This is a genomic window from Lacinutrix sp. Hel_I_90, assembly GCF_000934685.1.
Taxonomy (GTDB): Bacteria; Bacteroidota; Bacteroidia; order Flavobacteriales; family Flavobacteriaceae; genus Lacinutrix.
The window spans coordinates 3,201,394-3,219,908 of record NZ_JYNQ01000001.1; the positions used below are offsets into that span (position 1 = coordinate 3,201,394).

General features: G+C 34.1%; 23 protein-coding genes. 12 read left to right on the plus strand and 11 right to left on the minus strand.

Translation table 11 applies throughout. The features are described 5' to 3' along the window. The first annotated feature begins 27 nt into the window (after positions 1-27). On the plus strand, positions 28-192 hold the full coding sequence (locus tag GQ46_RS17780; RefSeq protein ID WP_156133216.1) for a hypothetical protein: 165 nt from the start codon (positions 28-30) through the stop codon (positions 190-192). 315 nt (positions 193-507) lie between these two features. Then, positions 508-2,685: an ATP-binding protein gene (locus GQ46_RS14085; protein WP_044403306.1), complete on the plus strand. Its 2,178-nt coding sequence runs from the start codon at positions 508-510 to the stop codon at positions 2,683-2,685. On the opposite strand, the gene coaD is transcribed toward GQ46_RS14085, so the two are convergent. Continuing rightward, positions 2,675-3,133, minus strand: coding sequence for a pantetheine-phosphate adenylyltransferase (coaD, locus tag GQ46_RS14090; RefSeq protein WP_044403308.1), 459 nt, complete (start codon positions 3,131-3,133; stop codon positions 2,675-2,677). The genes GQ46_RS14085 and coaD overlap by 11 nt on opposite strands. A gap of 55 nt (positions 3,134-3,188) precedes the next feature. Beyond that, positions 3,189-4,172 carry a D-alanine--D-alanine ligase gene (locus GQ46_RS14095; protein ID WP_044403312.1) on the minus strand — a complete coding sequence of 328 codons (984 nt, stop codon included), beginning with the start codon at positions 4,170-4,172 and terminating at the stop codon, positions 3,189-3,191. 275 nt (positions 4,173-4,447) lie between these two features. On the opposite strand from GQ46_RS14095, the gene GQ46_RS14100 reads away from it, so the two are divergent. The 4 genes from GQ46_RS14100 (at position 4,448) to yaaA (ending at position 7,741) form a co-directional block, all read left to right on the plus strand. Then, positions 4,448-4,999 carry a PASTA domain-containing protein gene (locus tag GQ46_RS14100; RefSeq protein ID WP_044403314.1) on the plus strand — a complete coding sequence of 184 codons (552 nt, stop codon included), beginning with the start codon at positions 4,448-4,450 and terminating at the stop codon, positions 4,997-4,999. A gap of 4 nt (positions 5,000-5,003) precedes the next feature. Continuing rightward, on the plus strand, positions 5,004-6,041 hold the full coding sequence (locus GQ46_RS14105) for an RluA family pseudouridine synthase (protein WP_044405116.1): 1,038 nt from the start codon (positions 5,004-5,006) through the stop codon (positions 6,039-6,041). A 201-nt stretch (positions 6,042-6,242) separates the two neighbouring features. Continuing rightward, a complete protein-coding gene (locus GQ46_RS14110) occupies positions 6,243-6,896 on the plus strand; it encodes a VOC family protein (RefSeq protein WP_044403316.1) in 654 nt (217 codons plus the stop codon). Between the two features lie 86 nt (positions 6,897-6,982). Next, positions 6,983-7,741: a peroxide stress protein YaaA gene (yaaA, locus tag GQ46_RS14115; protein ID WP_044403318.1), complete on the plus strand. Its 759-nt coding sequence runs from the start codon at positions 6,983-6,985 to the stop codon at positions 7,739-7,741. On the opposite strand, the gene GQ46_RS17475 is transcribed toward yaaA, so the two are convergent. Next, a complete protein-coding gene (locus GQ46_RS17475) occupies positions 7,742-7,873 on the minus strand; it encodes a 30S ribosomal protein THX (RefSeq protein ID WP_082041770.1) in 132 nt (43 codons plus the stop codon). An 82-nt stretch (positions 7,874-7,955) separates the two neighbouring features. Between GQ46_RS17475 and GQ46_RS14120 the strand changes: the two genes are divergently transcribed. From GQ46_RS14120 to GQ46_RS14130, 3 genes are all read left to right on the plus strand, one after another. After that, on the plus strand, positions 7,956-8,678 hold the full coding sequence (locus GQ46_RS14120; protein ID WP_044403320.1) for a hypothetical protein: 723 nt from the start codon (positions 7,956-7,958) through the stop codon (positions 8,676-8,678). A 103-nt stretch (positions 8,679-8,781) separates the two neighbouring features. Next, positions 8,782-9,462, plus strand: coding sequence for a uracil-DNA glycosylase family protein (locus GQ46_RS14125; protein WP_044403322.1), 681 nt, complete (start codon positions 8,782-8,784; stop codon positions 9,460-9,462). A 54-nt stretch (positions 9,463-9,516) separates the two neighbouring features. After that, the gene (locus tag GQ46_RS14130) at positions 9,517-10,314 is read left to right on the plus strand and encodes a hypothetical protein (protein ID WP_044403324.1); all 798 of its coding nucleotides are present in this window, start codon (positions 9,517-9,519) and stop codon (positions 10,312-10,314) included. Positions 10,315-10,551: 237 nt separating this feature from the next. Here the strand turns inward: GQ46_RS14130 and GQ46_RS14135 are convergent, their stop codons facing one another. From GQ46_RS14135 to GQ46_RS14145, 3 genes are all read right to left on the minus strand, one after another. Continuing rightward, positions 10,552-11,130: a YceI family protein gene (locus GQ46_RS14135; RefSeq protein ID WP_044403326.1), complete on the minus strand. Its 579-nt coding sequence runs from the start codon at positions 11,128-11,130 to the stop codon at positions 10,552-10,554. A 31-nt stretch (positions 11,131-11,161) separates the two neighbouring features. Next, a complete protein-coding gene (locus GQ46_RS14140; protein ID WP_044403328.1) occupies positions 11,162-11,515 on the minus strand; it encodes a nuclear transport factor 2 family protein in 354 nt (117 codons plus the stop codon). A gap of 96 nt (positions 11,516-11,611) precedes the next feature. Further along, the gene (locus GQ46_RS14145) at positions 11,612-12,196 is read right to left on the minus strand and encodes a Crp/Fnr family transcriptional regulator (protein WP_044403330.1); all 585 of its coding nucleotides are present in this window, start codon (positions 12,194-12,196) and stop codon (positions 11,612-11,614) included. Positions 12,197-12,377: 181 nt separating this feature from the next. Here GQ46_RS14145 and GQ46_RS14150 point away from each other — a divergent pair, with 181 nt between their 5' ends. The 3 genes from GQ46_RS14150 to GQ46_RS14160 are packed head-to-tail and all read left to right on the plus strand — an operon-like array spanning position 12,378 to position 14,124. Beyond that, positions 12,378-13,673 carry a DEAD/DEAH box helicase gene (locus GQ46_RS14150; RefSeq protein ID WP_044403332.1) on the plus strand — a complete coding sequence of 432 codons (1,296 nt, stop codon included), beginning with the start codon at positions 12,378-12,380 and terminating at the stop codon, positions 13,671-13,673. 17 nt (positions 13,674-13,690) lie between these two features. After that, positions 13,691-13,900 (plus strand): DUF6500 family protein, encoded by a 210-nt coding sequence (locus GQ46_RS14155; RefSeq protein ID WP_044403334.1) that lies wholly within the window; start codon positions 13,691-13,693, stop codon positions 13,898-13,900. Between the two features lie 2 nt (positions 13,901-13,902). Next, positions 13,903-14,124 carry a VF530 family DNA-binding protein gene (locus GQ46_RS14160; protein ID WP_044403336.1) on the plus strand — a complete coding sequence of 74 codons (222 nt, stop codon included), beginning with the start codon at positions 13,903-13,905 and terminating at the stop codon, positions 14,122-14,124. Position 14,125: 1 nt separating this feature from the next. On the opposite strand, the gene GQ46_RS17235 is transcribed toward GQ46_RS14160, so the two are convergent. From GQ46_RS17235 to GQ46_RS14180, 5 genes are all read right to left on the minus strand, one after another. Then, positions 14,126-15,022 carry a hypothetical protein gene (locus GQ46_RS17235; RefSeq protein WP_052503491.1) on the minus strand — a complete coding sequence of 299 codons (897 nt, stop codon included), beginning with the start codon at positions 15,020-15,022 and terminating at the stop codon, positions 14,126-14,128. Positions 15,023-15,024: 2 nt separating this feature from the next. Next, positions 15,025-15,852, minus strand: coding sequence for a HEAT repeat domain-containing protein (locus GQ46_RS14170; RefSeq protein ID WP_044403338.1), 828 nt, complete (start codon positions 15,850-15,852; stop codon positions 15,025-15,027). A gap of 61 nt (positions 15,853-15,913) precedes the next feature. After that, positions 15,914-16,039 carry a hypothetical protein gene (locus GQ46_RS18080; protein ID WP_255350641.1) on the minus strand — a complete coding sequence of 42 codons (126 nt, stop codon included), beginning with the start codon at positions 16,037-16,039 and terminating at the stop codon, positions 15,914-15,916. Between the two features lie 274 nt (positions 16,040-16,313). Further along, positions 16,314-16,976, minus strand: coding sequence for a hypothetical protein (locus GQ46_RS14175; RefSeq protein ID WP_044403340.1), 663 nt, complete (start codon positions 16,974-16,976; stop codon positions 16,314-16,316). A 10-nt stretch (positions 16,977-16,986) separates the two neighbouring features. Further along, on the minus strand, positions 16,987-18,507 hold the full coding sequence (locus GQ46_RS14180) for a carbon-nitrogen hydrolase family protein (RefSeq protein WP_044403342.1): 1,521 nt from the start codon (positions 18,505-18,507) through the stop codon (positions 16,987-16,989). Between the last annotated feature and the right edge of the window lie 8 nt (positions 18,508-18,515).

Below are 18,515 nucleotides of genomic sequence, written 5' to 3' on the forward strand. Positions count from 1 at the left end.
TATGTAGTGTAATTACCATTATGTCTAATGACAGCTCTTCCTTTTAATAGAGCAAGAAGCCTTCGCGAAGTTGGTGTTTTTGTGTTTATGATAGTAATTGTAACCTTTTCGAGGTCTCGTTTTAGAGTTAGGTCTAAAATTTCAGAAACGGATGCGATTGCAGTTTTTAAAGAGCAATTATTTCTGCAATAAATACTATTTTCAAGGGTATTAAAAGAGATGAATCCAAAATCATAACCAAGAAATTAAAACCTTTAAGGGTTAATTTTAAGGAAATACTTTATAGGGTAAGTCCGAAATTTAGAGAAGTCATCATCCAAGATATTCATGATTTATGATACCCTTTAGCGTAGGTCTAGAGGTTTGCTAATTTTTTTTCGGGTAACATAATGCAACTAAAAAGTAAGGTTAAAACCGTAAAAACTCGATAAAAGTGTGTTTTTTTTCGATGAAATACATTTTGTGTTGTTTTTTTTAGTACATTACACTCAAGAAATTGTATCTCATATGAAGAAGATTTACTATAACTTGGTTTTTTTATTGATTTCTATTGTTACAACTCATGCACAACAGGAGTCAGAAACTTCTATTGATCCAATGTACAAGGAAATAGAAAGCGCATTTGAACTTTGCCAACGAAATAAATATGGAGAAGCTATAGAAATAAGTACCAAAGTGCTTGAATATTCTATTGAGGTCAATGATGATAATCTAAGAGCACGAGCTTATAATGTTCTCGGTAATGCCCATTACTTTGTTAATAATGATTCTTTGAGTTTTCATTATTTATTTAAGGCGAAGGATTTATATATAAAACTAAAAGATACCTCTAAAATTATTCTAGCCTATAGTAATCTAGGTGTTAATTACAGAGTTTATGATGACTTCTCTACATCAAGTTCATTTTTTAAAAAATCATTAGAATTAGCAGAAAAGAGCAATTCTCCCAAACAATCGGTCTACCCGCTATTCAATATAGGCTTAAATTTTGTAGGACAGGATGACGACAAAGATAATGATTATGAACAGAGTCTAATATATCTTTCTAAGGCAGAGGGTCTTGCAGAACGTTATTATGAAGGAGAAGCCATTATCGGTGAAATTTCTCAAATTCTTATTTTTGTTCACTATAAGTTAGGGAATTACAAAAAATCTACTGAATATTACAATAAGACTATAGCGTTTTCTAAAAAATATAATTATTTAAATGTTTTAGCAGGTGCACATTCTACGGTCTCAATTATAAACGCTGAAGATAAAAATTTCGAAAAAGCATATGCCGCTTTAAATGAGTATGTCACAGTAAAGGACTCTGTATCTTCTATAGAGCAATATGAAAAGGCAAAACAAGTAGAGGCAGATAATTTTCTAAAAGAAAATGGTTTAAAATTAAAACTTAAAGAAAAGGAAAACGCAATACAAGAAGCAGTTATTACAGAAACTAGAGGCTATAATATTATTTTGGGCTTATTTGTTTTAGTATTATTATTGTTGGCTTTTTTGTTATATATAAAGGTTAAAGAATTAAAACGGGCGAAAGAGAGAGCCGAGAACTTATCTAAAGTCAAAAGTGATTTTTATTCAGAAATTAGTCACGAATTACGTACGCCATTATATGCTGTTATTGAGTTGTCTAACTTACTTCTTAGAGAAGATGTAAATGTAAGACATAGAGAATATTTAGAGTCGTTGCAATTCTCTGGAAATCATTTACTATCACTAGTAAACAATGTGCTAGAACTTAATAAAGTGGAGTCGGGAACAATGAAAATACAACAGTTAGATTTCGATTTAAAAAACATACTAGCTAATATTATTGAAAGCTTAGAGTTTGCTTTACGGGATAGTAATAATACAATTCATCTCGTTTATGATAATTCTATTCCAGATGTACTGGTTGGAGATTCTTTAAAAATCTCTCAAATTTTCATAAACTTAATTTCCAATGCTGTAAAATTTACTAATAATGGACGCATAACAGTCACTATAAAAAAACTAGAGGAATTAGAAGACGATATAAAGCTTTATTTCGAAGTCGCAGATACTGGTGTTGGGATTCCTAAAGAGAAGCAACATCAAGTGTTTGAGGATTTTTATCAAGAGCATGCAAAAGTAGAGAAGTCTTATAAAGGAACAGGTTTAGGGCTTTCTATAGTAAAGCGTGTAGTTACGGCTATGGGTAGTAAAGTGCAATTAGAAAGTGAAGAAGGAAAAGGAAGTACTTTCTTTTTTGAATTATCATTTAAGAAAAGTCAAAAAAACAATAATGTAGTTGAATTGTATTCTCTTCTACAAAAGGAAATTGAAGGCAGTAACATTTTAATTGTTGATGACAATAGAATTAATAGATTGGTTACAAAACGTGTGTTAGGCCACTTAAATATAGAGTCGGAAGCAGTTGAGTCTGGTAGAAAGGCAATAGATTTAGTGAAAGTTAAAGCCTTCGATTGTATCTTAATGGATTTACATATGCCGGGATTAAATGGTTATGAAACAACAGAGCAGATTCGGGAGTTTAATAAAGATATCCCTATTGTGGCTTTAACCGCAGCTTCTTCAGAAGAAGTTGAATTTAAAATCGAGAAATATGAACTTGACGGTTATGTTTTAAAACCGTTTATAACTTCAGATTTTGTAGAGGCTTTAAATAAAGCCATAAAAAAACATAGGCGCGCTACTGCTTAATTCTTACACTTTTAGGAACTAGTTTGGTGTAATCTCCATTATTTCTAATAACGTCTCTAACAATAGAGGAGGCAATATAAGATGTTTTTGCGGCTGTTAATAAAAAAACAGTTTCAATAGGAGCCAAATCCCGATTGGTGTGTGCAATAGCTTTTTCAAACTCAAAATCGGCAGGATTCCTTAAACCTCTTAATATAAAAGGGACATCATTTTTTAGACAAAAATCAACAGTTAACCCTTTGTAGTTAACGACTTTTATTCTAGGCTCATCTTTAAAAGCTTCTTTTATAAACGCCATGCGTTCTTGAAGAGAAAACATATAATTTTTTTCAGAATTTACGCCTATAGCAACAATAATTTCATCAAAAAGTGTCACCCCTCGTTTTATAATGTCATAATGGCCAAGAGTAATGGGATCAAACGATCCAGGGAAAATTGCACGTTTCATTGCTGTTATTTTATTTTTCTCACTAAGAGGAGAACCGTATTAATTTTAGCTAAAGTTAGGTATTATTTTTTAAAGCCTCTTCAATAGCACTGTCAAATAGTTCTTGCATTGACAGGCCAGCTTCTGCAGCTTGTTGCGGTAAAATACTTTCGTTAGTTAAACCTGGTACGGTATTCATTTCCAGCAAGTGTGGTTCTCCATCTTTAAAGATAAATTCACTACGGGAATAGCCTTTCATTTTTAAGACTTCATATACTTTTTTAGCAACGGTAGTTACTTTTGCTTCTTGATCTTTCGTCAATCTTGCTGGTGTAATTTCCTGAGATTTCCCCAAGTATTTAGCTTCGTAATCAAAGAAGTCATTCTCACTCACAATTTCTGTAATAGGCAAGACTTTAGTTTTTCCTTTATAAGTAATAACACCTACAGAAACTTCAGTGCCATCCAGAAAAGATTCAATAATAATCTCATCGTCTTCTTTAAATGCAATGTCTATTGCTTGCTTTAAATCTTCGGTTTTATAGACTTTGGTAATTCCAAAACTACTCCCTGCTTTATTTGCTTTTACAAAACAAGGTAAGCCAACTTTAGCTGTAATTTCAGTTTCATTAATGGTATCACCTAGATTTAGGTAATAACTTTCAGCAGTTAAAATACCATAAGGTTTTAAAACGCTTAAGCAATCTCTCTTATTAAAAGTAAGGGCAGCTTGATAGGCATCACAACTTGTTTGTGGCATACCTATGAGTTTAAAATAGGCTTGCATGAAACCATCCTCTCCTGGTGAACCATGAATTGCATTAAATACACAATCGAAAGTGATTTTAGTGTCATTAAGAGGTACTGAAAAATCATTTCTGTCGATGGGAAACTCTCTATTATAAGGATCAACAAATACCCATTTATCTTTAAAGATATGAACGCGATAGACGTTATACTTATCTTTGTCTAAAGATTTATAAACGACATTTCCGCTCTTTAAAGAAATTTGGTATTCGCTAGAATACCCCCCCATGATTATTGCAATATTTTTTTTCATCTTTATGGTTGCCTTTCAACTGCGCCAAAGGTAAACTTTAACGGTAATTTCATAAAATTAGACTTAAATGTTACTAAAGTCGAAAAGTATACAATAATACTCACTTCTATTAGTTTAGCTAAAATATAATTTATACCTGTTGCATTTTAAAAATGCTGATAAATAATTCAAATTATTTATCAGCCAATAATGTTTCATACGTATTATTTCATTTCAAACGAAAAACCTTTTAGTTTTTATATATTTGTCGAACTATTTTTAACATGAATTTGTATATGAGTATTATAAAATTTTTAACTAGTAAAGTATTCTTTAAGCAGTTAGCATTAGCTGTTGTAGCTATAGTTGTTTTATGTTTTATAATGCTAAAATGGTTGAATATTACAACTAATCATGGCGATTTTGAAACGGTTCCAGATTTAAAAGGAAAGTCTATTGATGTTGCTAAAATCGAATTAAATGATAATAATCTGGTTATGGAAATTCAGGACTCGGCTAATTTCAATCCAGATTACCCAAAGTACTCTGTTATAGATCAAAACCCTGAGTCAGGAGAAAAAGTAAAAGAGAATCGAAAAATATACATTACCCTTAATCCATCAGGTTACAGAAAAATAGCTGTACCCAATTTAGTGGGTAGAACCTTTCGCCAGGCTAAACCAACTTTGGAATCTTTAGGTTTTCAAATTGGTAAAATAACGTACGTGGATGATTTAGGAAAAGATGAAGTGGTAAGCATGCGCTACCAAAACCGAAAAATAAAAAAAGACGAATTACTCCCAAAAATGACAACGATTGATATCGTTTTAGGAAATGGGAATCGTTAAAATAATGGAAGACTATACACCACAATTGCCAGAAGATGATAATGAATTATACGAGCATCACGCTTTTACGGTAGACAAAGGTCAAGCGCCTTTACGTATCGATAAATATTTGATGAACCGTATTGAGAACGCGATTCGTAATAAAATTCAAACAGCAGCTAAGAACGGGAATATTTATGTTAATGACGTTCCTGTAAAATCCAATTACAAGGTTAAGCCTTTCGATACCATTCGCGTGTTGTTTGAGCATCCACCATTCGAAAATTTGCTCGTTGGCGAAGATTTACCACTAGACATTGTTTATGAAGACGATACCCTTTTGGTGATCAATAAACCAGCAGGTATGGTTGTGCATCCAGGACATGGTAACTATTCTGGCACCTTAATAAACGCCTTGATTTTTCATTTCGATAATTTACCTAATAACTCTAGCGATCGACCAGGCTTAGTACATAGAATAGATAAAGATACCACAGGCCTTTTAGTCGTGGCCAAGACAGAGCATGCCATGGCACATTTGTCGAAGCAGTTTAAAGACAAAACCAGCGAGCGCGAATACGTTGCTATTGTTTGGGGAAACATGGAAGCAGACGAGGGCACGATTGAAGGAAACATAGGGCGTCACCCCAAAAACAGGCTCCAAAATACAGTATATAGCGATGATGAGGCTGAAAACGGAAAACCGGCTGTTACGCACTATACAGTTTTAGAGCGTTTAACTTATGTGACCTTAGTGGCTTGCAAGCTTGAAACGGGTAGAACACACCAAATTCGTGTCCATATGAAACACATAGGTCATACGCTTTTTAATGATGAACGCTACGGTGGAGAACGCATTTTAAAAGGGACGACGTTTACCAAATACAAACAATTTGTAGATAATTGTTTTAAAGTGTTGCCACGTCAAGCACTACATGCTAAAACATTAGGCTTTAAGCATCCTGAGACAGGAGAAATGATGCAGTTTAGTACCCCCATTCCAGACGACATGCAGCAATGTATCGCCAAATGGAGAAGCTATGCTTTGCATATCGATAATTAGGAGACTTGAGTTGCGATAGAGGAAAGGTTACCTAAAGGTCACGTTTTTCACTAATTCTTTTTTTGTTATTTCGGCAGTAAACAAAGGCTATTACAGCCGCTTACGCAAGCCCTTAGTTTTTATAATTAAAAGCTATTTTTAAATAGAATAATTCATTATTGAACTTGCTTTATTTACAGATTTCTACCGTATTTTTAGGGTATGATAATTGAGGAAGTCACACTTTTTACGAATATAATTCAAAAGCAAAAGCAGTTTTATGAGTCGGTTTTAGGTTTCGAGATCGTAGAAGATTCTAAAGACCGGATTTCTTTTAAAACAGGAGAAAGTCATTTAGTATTTGAATATAAAAAAGAGACCAATCCAGCACATATCGCTTTTAATATTCCTGTTAAAACAATCCATACCGCTTTAAAATGGTTAAAGGAGAGAATAAAAGTGCTTTCCTACGAAGGTGAAGAAATCACCAATTTCCATGCCTGGAACGCTAGGGCGATTTACTTTTATGATGTAGATCATAATATTTTGGAGTTTATCGCCAGAGAAAGATTAGGTATAGCAAGTGAAGCGGCGTTTACACCAGACACTATTATCTCTATAAGTGAAATGGCAATAGCAACAGACAATATAGCATCTATTTACAGCCAAATAAACAGAATAAAACCAATTCCGATTTTCGATGGTAGTTTTGATCGTTTTTGTGCTTTAGGAAATGACGAAGGCTTATTTATAGTTATTGATAAAAATAAGAAGAAATGGTACCCTACAATGGCGGCTGTTTTGACTTCAGATTTTATAATTAAAGGCGATTACAACTTTAGTTTTACCAACGGAGAAATTAAAGAATTGTCGTAATTTAGTAACTTAAAAAAAATCAAATTTCCGTTTTCGCGGAACTGAATGAGATTCCCGGCTTCCTTGGGAATAAAAATAAAACAACTATGAAATTAGTATTATCACCAGCAAAGTCTCTCAATTTCGAAAGCAAATTACCAACCACTAAGATTTCTGAATCTGAGTTTCTAGAGCAATCTGAAAAGCTGAATAAAGTCCTGAAAAAGAAATCGGTTAAAGGACTTTCTGAACTCATGCATATTAGTGAATCTCTAGGTCAGCTTAACTACGAGCGTAATCAAGATTGGAAATTGCCGTTTACCAAAGACAATGCCAGACCCGCCATTTATGCTTTTAATGGTGATGTGTATAGAGGTTTGGATGCCTATACTATTCCAACACAACAAATAGAGAAACTTCAGGATACAGTAAGAATTTTATCGGGTTTATATGGTGTGTTGAAGCCATTAGATTTAATACAGGCGTACCGTTTAGAAATGGGTACAAAACTGCCGGTAGGCACAAAGAAGAACCTCTATGAGTTTTGGAAAAAAGACATCGTAAAAAGTTTAAATAATGAGTTAAAAGACGATGAGGTTTTTGTTAACTTAGCCAGTAACGAGTATTTTAAGGCGGTAGATACAAAGGCATTAAAAGTGCCAGTAGTTACCGTTGATTTTAAAGAATATAAAGACGGTAAGTATAAAATTGTTGCCATTTATGCTAAAGTAGCCCGAGGGTTAATGGCCAGATATATTGTAGATACAAACGCAAAAACCATAGACGACTTAAAAGGGTTTAGAAAAGAAGGCTATGGTTTTAGCGATGAATTATCAAGTGAAAACAACTTGGTGTTTACGAGATAACTATGGTTTTACTTTTTTATCGATTTGTATTTTAGTCTCAGGACGTACGCGTTTCTTAATGCGAGGTCTTTTTACACCATAAGTGCCTCTGCTAATTTTTCCGCGTTTCGTTTTTTTATCACCTCTACCCATAGTTTATATTTGTTTACCTAAATGTACTAAATAACTTCCAAGTTTCTTTTATTATCTTTAGACTTTAATCTTAATTTAACGAATGACTTATTATCTTATTTTAGCTTTTCAAGCGTTTTGTGTTTATCATTTAATCAAAAACAAAAACCCATACTACTGGCTTTTTCTTATTATTTTTCTGCCAGTCATAGGTTGCGTGATCTATCTGCTAACGCAAGTTTATAATAAACGTGATGCGACTAAAATTCAAGAAAGGGTAACTAATATATTGGTGCCAACAAAAAAAGTAAAAGACCTAGAAAAGCAATTGGCGTTTTTAGATACTTATCAAAACCGAGTAAATTTAGCCGATGCCTACTTCGAGATGAAAGATTTCAGCAAAGCCATAGAACAGTACGAAAATGCTGCAAAAGATGAAAATCAAAACAACTACTATATAAAGTCGCAGTTGGTTATAGCGCATTATAAAGCAGGAAATTATGAGCAGTCCATTATGTATGCCGAAGACTTGAAGGAAGACTCAGAATTTGAAAAATCAAAAACGCAATTCACCTACGGCCTGGCCTTAGAAAAAATGGGAAACTTAGAAGCAGCCGAGGCGCAACTTAAACCTATAGACCTACGTTACGACAATTATGAAGAGCGTTTAGTTTTGGCTAAATTTCTTTTAGATAGAGAGAAAACAGAAGAAGGCAAAGAAATACTCAGTGACATCTCAGAAGAGTCAAAGCACATGACGAAAATGAATAAGCAGAAATTTAGGGCTACAGTTGCAGAGGTTGAAAAGTTGCTTAAGAGTCTTTAGGTTTTAAAAGCAGTCGCATCGTTTTTTGGTTTTGCTGTTTTTTGAGACTAAGGATGCATTTCGCGAGTAGTCGTGATCTAGAAATTTCAGCAGTATACGAAACATGTTTAAACACCGCCATCCATACGAGCCCTTTATTAAAAGCGATACTAAAAAGTTAATCGTAGGTACTTTACCGCCACCAAGATTCACCACAGGAGATCTGTTGGAAAAGGATGTCGATTTCTGTTATGGCAGTTACTATAATTCGCTATGGTTGTTTATAGATAAAATTCACAATCTCAATTTGCGGTACGATAATTCTGAATTAGCTGTAGTACAGCGAAAAAACTTTTTGATACAACATAAAATTGGTATTTGCGATGTTGTAGAAAGTTGTGAAAGAGAAAAGATTGATGCTTCAGATCTGGGAATGATAAATGTGGAACTGCGGGACATTATAGGTTATTTAAAAAAATACCCAGCGATAGAGACACTTTTATTTACTGGTGGAAACTCTAAAAACGGACCAGAATATTTCTTCAGAAAGCATCTAAAGGCGTATAATTTAAAACTAGAACAGGTTTCAAAGGAGACACCGCGAATACATCAGTTTATCATTCCGAGTGAAGCGTGGGAATCTAACAAAAAAGAGCGTTTAGTTAAAACAGTTTCACTAACGTCGTCCTCAGGAGCTGCCAATATTTCTATTGGGAGTAATCCTTTGTATAAACAGTTAAAAGCAAGTAATAGCGATTTTACAACCTTCGATTTTCGGGTGCTGCAGTATCGTGAGTTCCTATAGCCCATTTTTATCTTAAAAGAATGTAATAAGGATTGAAATACGTAAATTTATAATATGAAAAAAACACTGCAAATAACAAACGGAATAGCGCTAGTTTCCACTATTATAATTAATTATCTTTCTAATACAGGTTTGCTTAATAATACGACTATTGGTGAGGTGTCTGGTGGGTTAAGAACCCTATTTACGCCAGCAGGATATGCTTTCTCCATTTGGGGACTCATTTATGTCATGTTATTAAGTTTTGCTATTTATCAAGGGCGTTCATTGTTTGTAAAAGTTAGAGATGATGCTTTTGTGCTGAAAGTAGGTTGGTGGTTTGTTTTATCATGTTTCGCTAATAGTTTGTGGGTCTTTAGCTGGATTTATGGCTACACGGGATGGTCCTGCTTTTTTATAGTACTATTGTTATTGTCATTACTTAAAATAGTATGGAATAATCGCATGGAACTTTGGGATGCACCGCTTTCAGTCATCGTTTTTTTATGGTGGCCTTTTGTTATCTATAGTGGTTGGGTTACGGTAGCAAGTATCGCTAATATTTCTGCTTATTTGGTTAAAATAGGTTGGGATGGATTTGGAGTTTCTCCAGTGATTTGGACGGTTATTATGATCGCTATTGCGACTATTATTAATCTTACAATCACTTGGACACGTAACCTACGCGAATTCGCCATGGTTGGCGCCTGGGCCCTTATTGCTATAGGGGTTGCTAATGAAAACGGAGCAGATTTGATCGTTTATACTGCTTATGGAGCGGCGATAGTTTTAATTATCAGCAGCGGCATTCACGGCTTTATAAACCGAGAAACAAATCCCTTTGTTAAGTTTTTAGCCTTTAGAAACAAGTAGTTGTATGAAATTTTGCGGATGTAGTATCGGGTGTTATTTTAAATAAAGCAGTAAAACCCATAATCTAGAGTGTTGTTTACCGATTTATAGTGACCTAGAAGGACTCTAGTTTTTTGTATGGAAGACAGGTAACAAAAAAGCACAAGTTATTTAACTTGTGCTTTTTTTTATATCTTTTTTAGGGTAAAGGCTAGTCTTTGCCCTTGATTAAAGAATAGCTTACTCTTAAGCTTTTTGTTAAAATTCTAAATCGGCAACTAGGTCAAAATCATCATAAATGGCTTTATCTTTTAGGCCATCAAAGAAATTAGCCGAACCATATCTTATATCAAAAAGTGTTCTATCTATTTTTAAGGATGCATTAGCTTTATTTCCATAAATAGAAAGATCTAATGTAATTGGGTTGGTTTTTCCTTTAATAGTAATGTCTCCTGTTACTTCGTATGAATTTTTGCCAGTCGCTTTTACTTGTGTGAAAACTAAAGTGGCCTTTGGGTGTTTTTCAACACCAAAGAAATCGTCAGACTTTAGATGTCCTTCTAATTTTCCTTTAGAACCTCCTTCTAAATCGGTGCAATCAATAGTTGACATATCCATAATAAATTCACCACCAATTAATTTGTTTTCATTAAAGTTTAGGTGTCCAGATTTTATTGCAATGGTTCCTTCATGAGACCCTGTAACTTTGTAACCTTTCCAAATCACTTTGCTGTTTTCTGTTTTAATTTCTTTCTTGTCTCCGTCTACCGTTGTGAAAGAAAAAGTAATGAGCGCAACTAAGGCAATAGTGGCTAAGTTTTTAATCGAATTTTTCATTGTTATTGTTTTAAATAGTTATTGTTATAAATTATGCTCCGTAGTAAAATTTCTCCTTTATTATTTTTCCGTCCTTCCAGTCTTGTACAGCAACTTGAGTGTAATTTTTAATTCCCCAATCTTTATGAGTGTAATCAAAATGCCATTCGACCATTGTCGTATTTTCGCCAACACTTACTTTTAAGGGGTGAGCGCCTCTAAATTCTGTTATCGCTCCAAAAAAATCTTCTTCACGTTGTCTATTGGCAACTTTTCCCTCAACTATAGGGTTGTCATTTTCTTGCATGACTACATCGTCATGATAGAATTGATCAAATGCATCTAAAGCTTTTCCTTCAATGATCAAATCATTAATTGTGCCAATTTTCTCTAAAAGTGTATTCATTTTTTATAGTTTTAATTATTACAAAACAAAGGTCTAAAGAAATACCCCTCTAGAAAATGAAATAGATTATGTAATGATGTTAATCTAGATTAACCGCTATTGCATTTTAATAATTTGACTTTTAATCTTACTTAAAAACTCTTTGGTAATTCCTAGATAAGAAGCAATCATGTATTGCGGTACACGTTGTTCAATTTTAGGGTAAGTCTCCTTGAAAATAAGATAGCGCTCTTTGGCTGTGAGGCTAAAATTTCTAATAATTCTTTTTTGTGAAGCTACAAAAGCCCGTTCTACAATCTTTCTAAAAAGGCGCTCAAGTTTAGGAATCTCTGTATATAAAACTTCTAGATTTTCGTAGGTGAATTGAATAAGTTCTGTATTCTCTATACATTGAACGTTAAAGTCGGCAGGAGTTTGAGTTATGAAACTTCCCAAATCGGAGGTCCACCAATCTTCAATGGAGAACATGACAATATGTTCTTGACCTTCCAGATCCATATAAAATGTTTTCGTAGTTCCTGAAATGGTAAAATTGGCACTGTTACAAATATCTCCTTGTTGCACAATGTATTGATCTTTGAGATAATGTCTGTGAACTATCCTAGAAAGTAGAATGGTTTCTTCTTCAGCAGTTAAGTTGATGTATTTGTTTATATACTCTAATAGTGGTTTGTGATTCATTTATAGTTTCAGCTTATGCCTTATGTTCTCTAAACGAAGTTCGGCATTTATTTTACAAAGTCAAACCTGAAAACACAAACATTTCCTAATTATAACACCAAACTATAAATTAACACTACCTTTGCACCTTAATTAAAAGAGGTAGCCTACAAGAATAGAGTTTATCTCACAAACTTTATTTATGACATTTAAATTATTAGGCCTTTCTGAGCCGTTACTAAAAGCAATTAGTAAAAAAGGATACGATACACCATCTCCTATACAAGCAAAAGCCATTCCGCCCATTTTAGAGGGGCATGATGTTTTAGCTTCTGCACAAACAGGTACAGGAAAAACAGCAGGTTTTACTTTGCCGTTATTACATATATTATCTGAAACACCAAAAGAAAAGTACAGACCTATTCGTGCATTGGTATTAACACCAACCCGTGAATTGGCGGCACAAGTGTATGCTAATGTTAAAGAGTACGGTGAGTTTTTAGACTTGCGTAGTGCTGTGATTTTTGGTGGCGTAAACCAGAAGCCACAAGTGGCGAATATTAGACAAGGCATAGACGTTTTAGTGGCTACACCGGGTCGTTTATTAGATTTAATTAATCAGAATTTAATCTCTATTAAGCGGGTTGAAATCTTTGTTTTAGATGAAGCAGACCGTATGTTGGATATGGGCTTTTTAAGAGATATCGAACGGGTTATGAAGATGATGCCAGAAAAGCGCCAGAACTTAATGTTCTCAGCAACCTTTTCAGGTGATATTAGAAAACTAGCAAATGGGATTTTAAATAATCCTGTTAAAGTTGAAGCTACACCAGAGAATACTACAGTAGAGGCGATTTCACAAAAAGTGTTCAGAGTTGCGAAAGGCAAAAAGACCGATTTAATAATTAAATTAATTTCTGATGGGAATTGGAAACAGGTTTTAGTCTTTACACGTACTAAGCATGGTGCGAATAAACTCTGTGAGAAAATGGGTAAAGCTGGTATTAAAGCGGCTGCTATTCATGGTAATAAAAGTCAAGGCGCACGTACAAAGGCACTAGCAGGGTTTAAAAGCGGAAGTGTAAGCGTTTTAGTCGCTACAGATATTGCAGCACGTGGATTAGATATACCATTGTTACCACATGTTGTTAATTTTGAACTCCCAAATATTTCAGAAGATTACGTACATAGAATTGGGAGAACGGGTAGAGCAGGAGCAAATGGAGAAGCCATTTCATTAGTAAGTGCAGATGAAACTACTTTTTTAAGAGATATAGAAAAACTCATCGGAAAAAAATTACCAGTTGACATTTTAGAAGGTTTTGAACCTGATCCGAATGCCTCTACTGAACCCATAAAACAAGGTCAAGGCAAACAAAATCGTGGTGGCCAATCGCGTACCTCTAAACCTAAAACGGCTAAGGCAAATGCCGATGGGAATTCTAGTAGAAGCGGTAACAGAAATAAGGGTCGCTCGCGAAATAAAAACAGAAATTAAAATAATTAACGGTAAACATGACGCCGAGTTTAAGAGTTAAAATCATTGCAGTTTGTAATAAGAAAATAGCCCAAAAAGGTGAGGCCGTAGGGCTGTCTTTTTATGCTTTTTTTAAAAACAAAAATGAGAACCCAGAGTTATTAATGGAAGCTGCTACTTGGTGGATTAAAACACAGCAATTAGACCACTTTGAAAAAGCACTGAAAATTAAAAAAATGGTTGAATAGTTATGTCGCAACCAAACAATCCCCTTCACGGTATAAAATTAGAACAAATCATTACCGATTTACAAGCACATTACGGCTGGGAATATTTGGGGTATAACATAAAGATTAAATGTTTTACTGATAATCCTTCAATAAAATCCAGTTTAAAGTTTTTACGCCGCACGCCCTGGGCGCGAAAAAAGATAGAAGATTTTTATTTAGAGTATTTAAAAAAGAATCAATAAATTAGTTTACAAGCGTGGCACTATCAATCAGTGATTTGGCACTCATTTGTACTATTGGACTTTTATCGCATAATGCTTTTTGTAAGAGTTTCTCATCTTTATTAACATCCCATAAAACTTCATAACTCTTAGCGCGAACATGGGGCATATTATGAGAAGTGGCGATTTGCTCTAATAAACGTTCTGTTTTTGTATCTCCAAGTCTTTTAGCAAGGTCTAGTAAAAACAGACGGCCTGTCCCAACGCCGGGAGCGATACTGGTGATCGTTTTATTTTGAAGATCGAAATGAAATTGTTCCTTCTCTAAAAATGAATTACCCCGTGGCATGATATTTAGTGATATAGAGTAATCTTCAGGAGGAATCTGTGTATGAATATCTTTTGAAGCTCTGTAATACATAACCTTTCCTTTTGGAAGTGATGTGCGTTCCAGATAATTTAATTCAACCTTTTCACCAACATAACCAATGACCTTATCGTAGTCATATTCCCAAATTTCGGTTTCATAGCCTTTACCATGACATCCAACGGTAATAAATGGAAAGTTGTGATCGTGTGCTCGAACGTGATGGTATAACTCTTTTTGCCAAATATTAACGTCTTTATGTTCTGAAATTGCGGGCCAGGTATTAATACGCACATAAAAAAGCGTATCAATATGTAAAAGCGTAGTTTGTATGCCATAGGCATTGCTGCGTTGAAAGGTTGCCATATCTTGAAGTTGATTATTAATCTGATCAGAAAGAAACTGGCCGTTGTTCGAGAGCATTTTAAGATGCTTAGCGCATTCCAAAAGCGAGTCATTGTCGTTTTTTTTAATAGCTTCTTTTGAAAATGAAATAAATTCTTCAAAAGAAATAGACGCTTTTATATTGGGTTGATTTATGGTAATAGCCATGATTAATCGATGTTTAATGTTGAAATTTGATGTAGCCCGTTTTTGACAGATTCTACAATTTCTGGATGCGTGTCGTGTTCCAGTAGATGCAGGGCTTCAATGCCTTTATTAAAATTTATAGTCATAATGGCGCTCGCCGCTGCCCATCTCACATTATGGTGTGAATTATTTAGAAGATGAAATAAATTAGGAAGAGAAGAAATATGACCAAGCGCTCCTAGTAGTTTACAGGTATGCTCTAGCCTAGCAGATTGTTTTGAGTTGCTTACTAGCCTCAAAGGATGCAATGTTTTCGCATCGTATTCCCAACCGTACGACGAGGTGTTCTTACAAGAAAAAGAAAGTATCATCACATCATCATTAAGCGCCCCTTGGTATGAAAAAACCGATTCATATTTTTTTATCATTAAAGGGGTATTCTTGGTTAGAACCTTTTTTGTTTCTACTGGTATAAGTCTTTTGCTTTTATCCAGAATATTTTCTGGATAGGGATTGATTTGTTTATAGCTATTATAAAGTATATCTCCAGTTATTGGTACTATGATTTTATCGAAAGAATAGGAGTTTATGTATTTTGTTTGGTGCTCTTTCTTCATTTTAATAATCGTTAAACTAAAGGCATTAGTATTTAAAATATGCCAATGATTTAATGAAGCGTGAGTTGGATAATAATTAGGATCTAGATTTAATTTAGATAACGAATCGTGTATTAAGTCTTCTAAATAAGATGTTTTTAACAGCGCTTTTAAGTGTTGCATGCCTAATACCTCTAGATCACAGTCTTTAAGGCCTTCAACAGCTTTATAAAATTTTTCAAGATACGTATTCATAATTATGGAAATTAAAAAAGCCTTTCAAATAGCTGTTATTTGAAAGGCTTTAATGTGTTGATTAAAGAACTAACCCTAAAAGTAAAGTTGTTAAATCGATGATGGACATAGATGAGCTTTCTGCAGACACTTGCGGGCTTACAGGATTTCTTAATTCATCTAACTGAAATTTGTGTTCGTTTTGCATTTTACTGTATTTTAACGATTATTAATACTGTAAATGTATGGGCAAAACGAAGGTTAAAAAAGTTAAAGCACCCGTTTTTTATAAAACAAGGAGGACTTGTTGTGTTTTAAGTGTCTGAAAAACAATTAGTTGTTAAAACTCACGTTGTTTATAGCCTTTGTTCTTAATAAGTCGTTTTCTATGTAGTTTTAACTGTTAGAAACTAAATGAACACGGCTTTTACTTTATTCGGATAGGAGATGATAACGCTACTCCATGTATTTAAATACAGGTCTTAATCTTCATCGTCTTCCTCAAACTCGGTAACAGTAGCATCAAATTCGGCATCTTTAAATTCATCACGACTCATCCAGTACTCAGACGTTTTTAAAAGGTATGAATTTTCACCGTTTGGTTTTAAATCCCAAATAATGGCTTCAGCTTCTTCAAACGCTTCTTTTCCAGCTAATTGATCTGAAAACAAACGTTTTATAACATTACTTGGTGCCAGTGTTTTGTCTAATATTTTAAGGATAATTTCTTTTGAAATCTCTTTATTAGGGCTAATCTCAAGTTCAATCACCGTTGCTTTTGCATTCGGAAAGGTTCCATTATAGGCGTTATGAAGGAGTTGATTGATATTAAATAACTCATGATGTAATGAGATATCTGGATATTCTTCAGATATCTTGTCTAAAAGCATTTCATGAGAAAGTTGTTCAATTTGATTTTCATTAAGGGCATTGTCCAACTTATAATCTAAAACAATAACTGCTGCTTCGTTAGGTTCGAAATCTGAAATAGCCATAAACAGTAAGTCTTTCAGTTCATTTGGGTTAGCGGTGCTGCCCTCCTGAAAACCAAACCGACTTAATAATTCAATATAGTCTTCATTAGTCCAGGCATCATCAAAGGCTTCAACAGTTTTTACTTTATTGATAATAATATGATATTTCATAATCTAAATTTTATTTCTTTTTTAATTCAAAAAGGTCAGTTCTTCTGTCCTTTAAATTTCTAACACTACCAAACTGATTCAGTTCTCTTAACAAATCAATATCGACGTCTGCAATAAGAATCATCTCGGTATTTTGAGTCGCTTCTGCTTTTACGCCGTTGGTAGGAAAGGCGAAGTCACAAGGGGTAAACACCATCGATTGAGCAAACTGGATATCCATATTCTGAACCTTTGGAAGGTTACCTACGCTACCTGCAATAGCGACATAACACTCATTTTCAATAGCTCTTGCTTGCGCACAATGTCTTACTCTTGAAAAACCATTTTGAGTGTCTGTTAAAAACGGAACAAATAAAATGTCCATCCCTTCATCTGCGAGCAGTCGACTTAATTCTGGAAACTCAGAATCATAACAGATTAGGATACCTATCTTCCCACAATCGGTATCGAAAGCTTGTAATTTGTTGCCGCCAACCATGCCCCAAACTTTAGCTTCATCAGGCGTGACATGTAATTTTTCGTAACGTTCCATCGTTCCATCTCGTCGACACAAATAACCAACGTTATAAAGTTTGTCGCCTACCATTTCTGGCATACTACCAGTAATAATATTAATGTTATATGAGATGGCTAATTTAGAAAAACGTTGTACAATTTCTGCCGTATGTTTTGCTAACTCACGTATGGCCTCAGGGGTTGACATATGGTTGTTAGGGGCCATTAATGGCGCATTAAAGAATTCTGGAAATAAAGCAAAATCACTCCTGTATCCAGAGACTGCATCTACAAAGAATTCAGCCTGATACATTAATTCGTCTAAATTTTTATAAGGTCGCATTTGCCATTGCACAAGACCAAGGCGTACTATTTTTTTTATAGTCGTCGCTTTTTTGTTTTTCTTTTCGTAATAGATATTATCCCACTCTAATAAAACAGCATAATCGTGCGAAGAGGCATCTCCTTTTAGATAATTTTTTAAAATTCGTGTTGGGTGAAAATCATTTGAGATTTGAAAATTCAAAACAGGATCGTGAATCTCTTTAGTTTTTACTTTGTCTATGTATTCCTTTGCCGTAAGCTTATCTGAGTATTTATGGAAATTTGGAATACGACCACCAAAAGCTAAGCCTTTTAGATTTAAACGTTCGCAAAGTTCTTTTCTGTAGTCATATAAACGGCGTCCTAAACGAAGGCCTCTAAATTCGGGTTTAATAAAAACATCTATACCGTAAATAATGTCTCCATCTTTGGTATGTGTATTAAAGGTGTAATTTCCAGTAATCTGTTCATAAGTGTGAAAATCTTCATACTTGTCGTAGTCTACTATAATACATAAAGCACAACCTGCAATTTGATTGTTTATTTTTATAACAACTTGTCCTTCAGGAAACTCATCGATCAGTTTTTTTATTTGATGTTCCTCCCAAATGGAGTCCGGCATTGTTGAGTATGATGCTACCATGGCTGCTTTAAGCTCTTGGTAATCATCAAGCGTTAAGTAAGCCAGTTCTATATTTTCTATATTTTTCATTAAATTAT

Bases quoted from the DNA above. Each gene is read 5' to 3' on its own strand.
- GQ46_RS14180 (WP_044403342.1), bottom strand. From the start codon at position 18,507: ATGAAAAATATAGAAAATATAGAACTGGCTTACTTAACGCTTGATGAT.
- GQ46_RS14125 (WP_044403322.1), top strand. From the start codon at position 8,782: ATGTTTAAACACCGCCATCCATACGAGCCCTTTATTAAAAGCGATACT.
- GQ46_RS14145 (WP_044403330.1), bottom strand. From the start codon at position 12,196: ATGAATCACAAACCACTATTAGAGTATATAAACAAATACATCAACTTA.
- GQ46_RS17780 (WP_156133216.1), top strand. From the start codon at position 28: ATGACAGCTCTTCCTTTTAATAGAGCAAGAAGCCTTCGCGAAGTTGGT.
- GQ46_RS14120 (WP_044403320.1), top strand. From the start codon at position 7,956: ATGACTTATTATCTTATTTTAGCTTTTCAAGCGTTTTGTGTTTATCAT.
- GQ46_RS14170 (WP_044403338.1), bottom strand. From the start codon at position 15,852: ATGAATACGTATCTTGAAAAATTTTATAAAGCTGTTGAAGGCCTTAAA.
- GQ46_RS14135 (WP_044403326.1), bottom strand. From the start codon at position 11,130: ATGAAAAATTCGATTAAAAACTTAGCCACTATTGCCTTAGTTGCGCTC.
- yaaA (WP_044403318.1), top strand. From the start codon at position 6,983: ATGAAATTAGTATTATCACCAGCAAAGTCTCTCAATTTCGAAAGCAAA.
- GQ46_RS14140 (WP_044403328.1), bottom strand. From the start codon at position 11,515: ATGAATACACTTTTAGAGAAAATTGGCACAATTAATGATTTGATCATT.
- GQ46_RS14160 (WP_044403336.1), top strand. From the start codon at position 13,903: ATGTCGCAACCAAACAATCCCCTTCACGGTATAAAATTAGAACAAATC.
- GQ46_RS14110 (WP_044403316.1), top strand. From the start codon at position 6,243: ATGATAATTGAGGAAGTCACACTTTTTACGAATATAATTCAAAAGCAA.
- GQ46_RS14150 (WP_044403332.1), top strand. From the start codon at position 12,378: ATGACATTTAAATTATTAGGCCTTTCTGAGCCGTTACTAAAAGCAATT.
- GQ46_RS14105 (WP_044405116.1), top strand. From the start codon at position 5,004: ATGGAAGACTATACACCACAATTGCCAGAAGATGATAATGAATTATAC.
- GQ46_RS14095 (WP_044403312.1), bottom strand. From the start codon at position 4,172: ATGAAAAAAAATATTGCAATAATCATGGGGGGGTATTCTAGCGAATAC.
- GQ46_RS17235 (WP_052503491.1), bottom strand. From the start codon at position 15,022: ATGGCTATTACCATAAATCAACCCAATATAAAAGCGTCTATTTCTTTT.
- GQ46_RS18080 (WP_255350641.1), bottom strand. From the start codon at position 16,039: ATGCAAAACGAACACAAATTTCAGTTAGATGAATTAAGAAATCCTGTA.
- GQ46_RS14175 (WP_044403340.1), bottom strand. From the start codon at position 16,976: ATGAAATATCATATTATTATCAATAAAGTAAAAACTGTTGAAGCCTTT.
- GQ46_RS14100 (WP_044403314.1), top strand. From the start codon at position 4,448: ATGAGTATTATAAAATTTTTAACTAGTAAAGTATTCTTTAAGCAGTTA.
- GQ46_RS14155 (WP_044403334.1), top strand. From the start codon at position 13,691: ATGACGCCGAGTTTAAGAGTTAAAATCATTGCAGTTTGTAATAAGAAA.
- GQ46_RS17475 (WP_082041770.1), bottom strand. From the start codon at position 7,873: ATGGGTAGAGGTGATAAAAAAACGAAACGCGGAAAAATTAGCAGAGGC.
- GQ46_RS14130 (WP_044403324.1), top strand. From the start codon at position 9,517: ATGAAAAAAACACTGCAAATAACAAACGGAATAGCGCTAGTTTCCACT.
- coaD (WP_044403308.1), bottom strand. From the start codon at position 3,133: ATGAAACGTGCAATTTTCCCTGGATCGTTTGATCCCATTACTCTTGGC.
- GQ46_RS14085 (WP_044403306.1), top strand. From the start codon at position 508: ATGAAGAAGATTTACTATAACTTGGTTTTTTTATTGATTTCTATTGTT.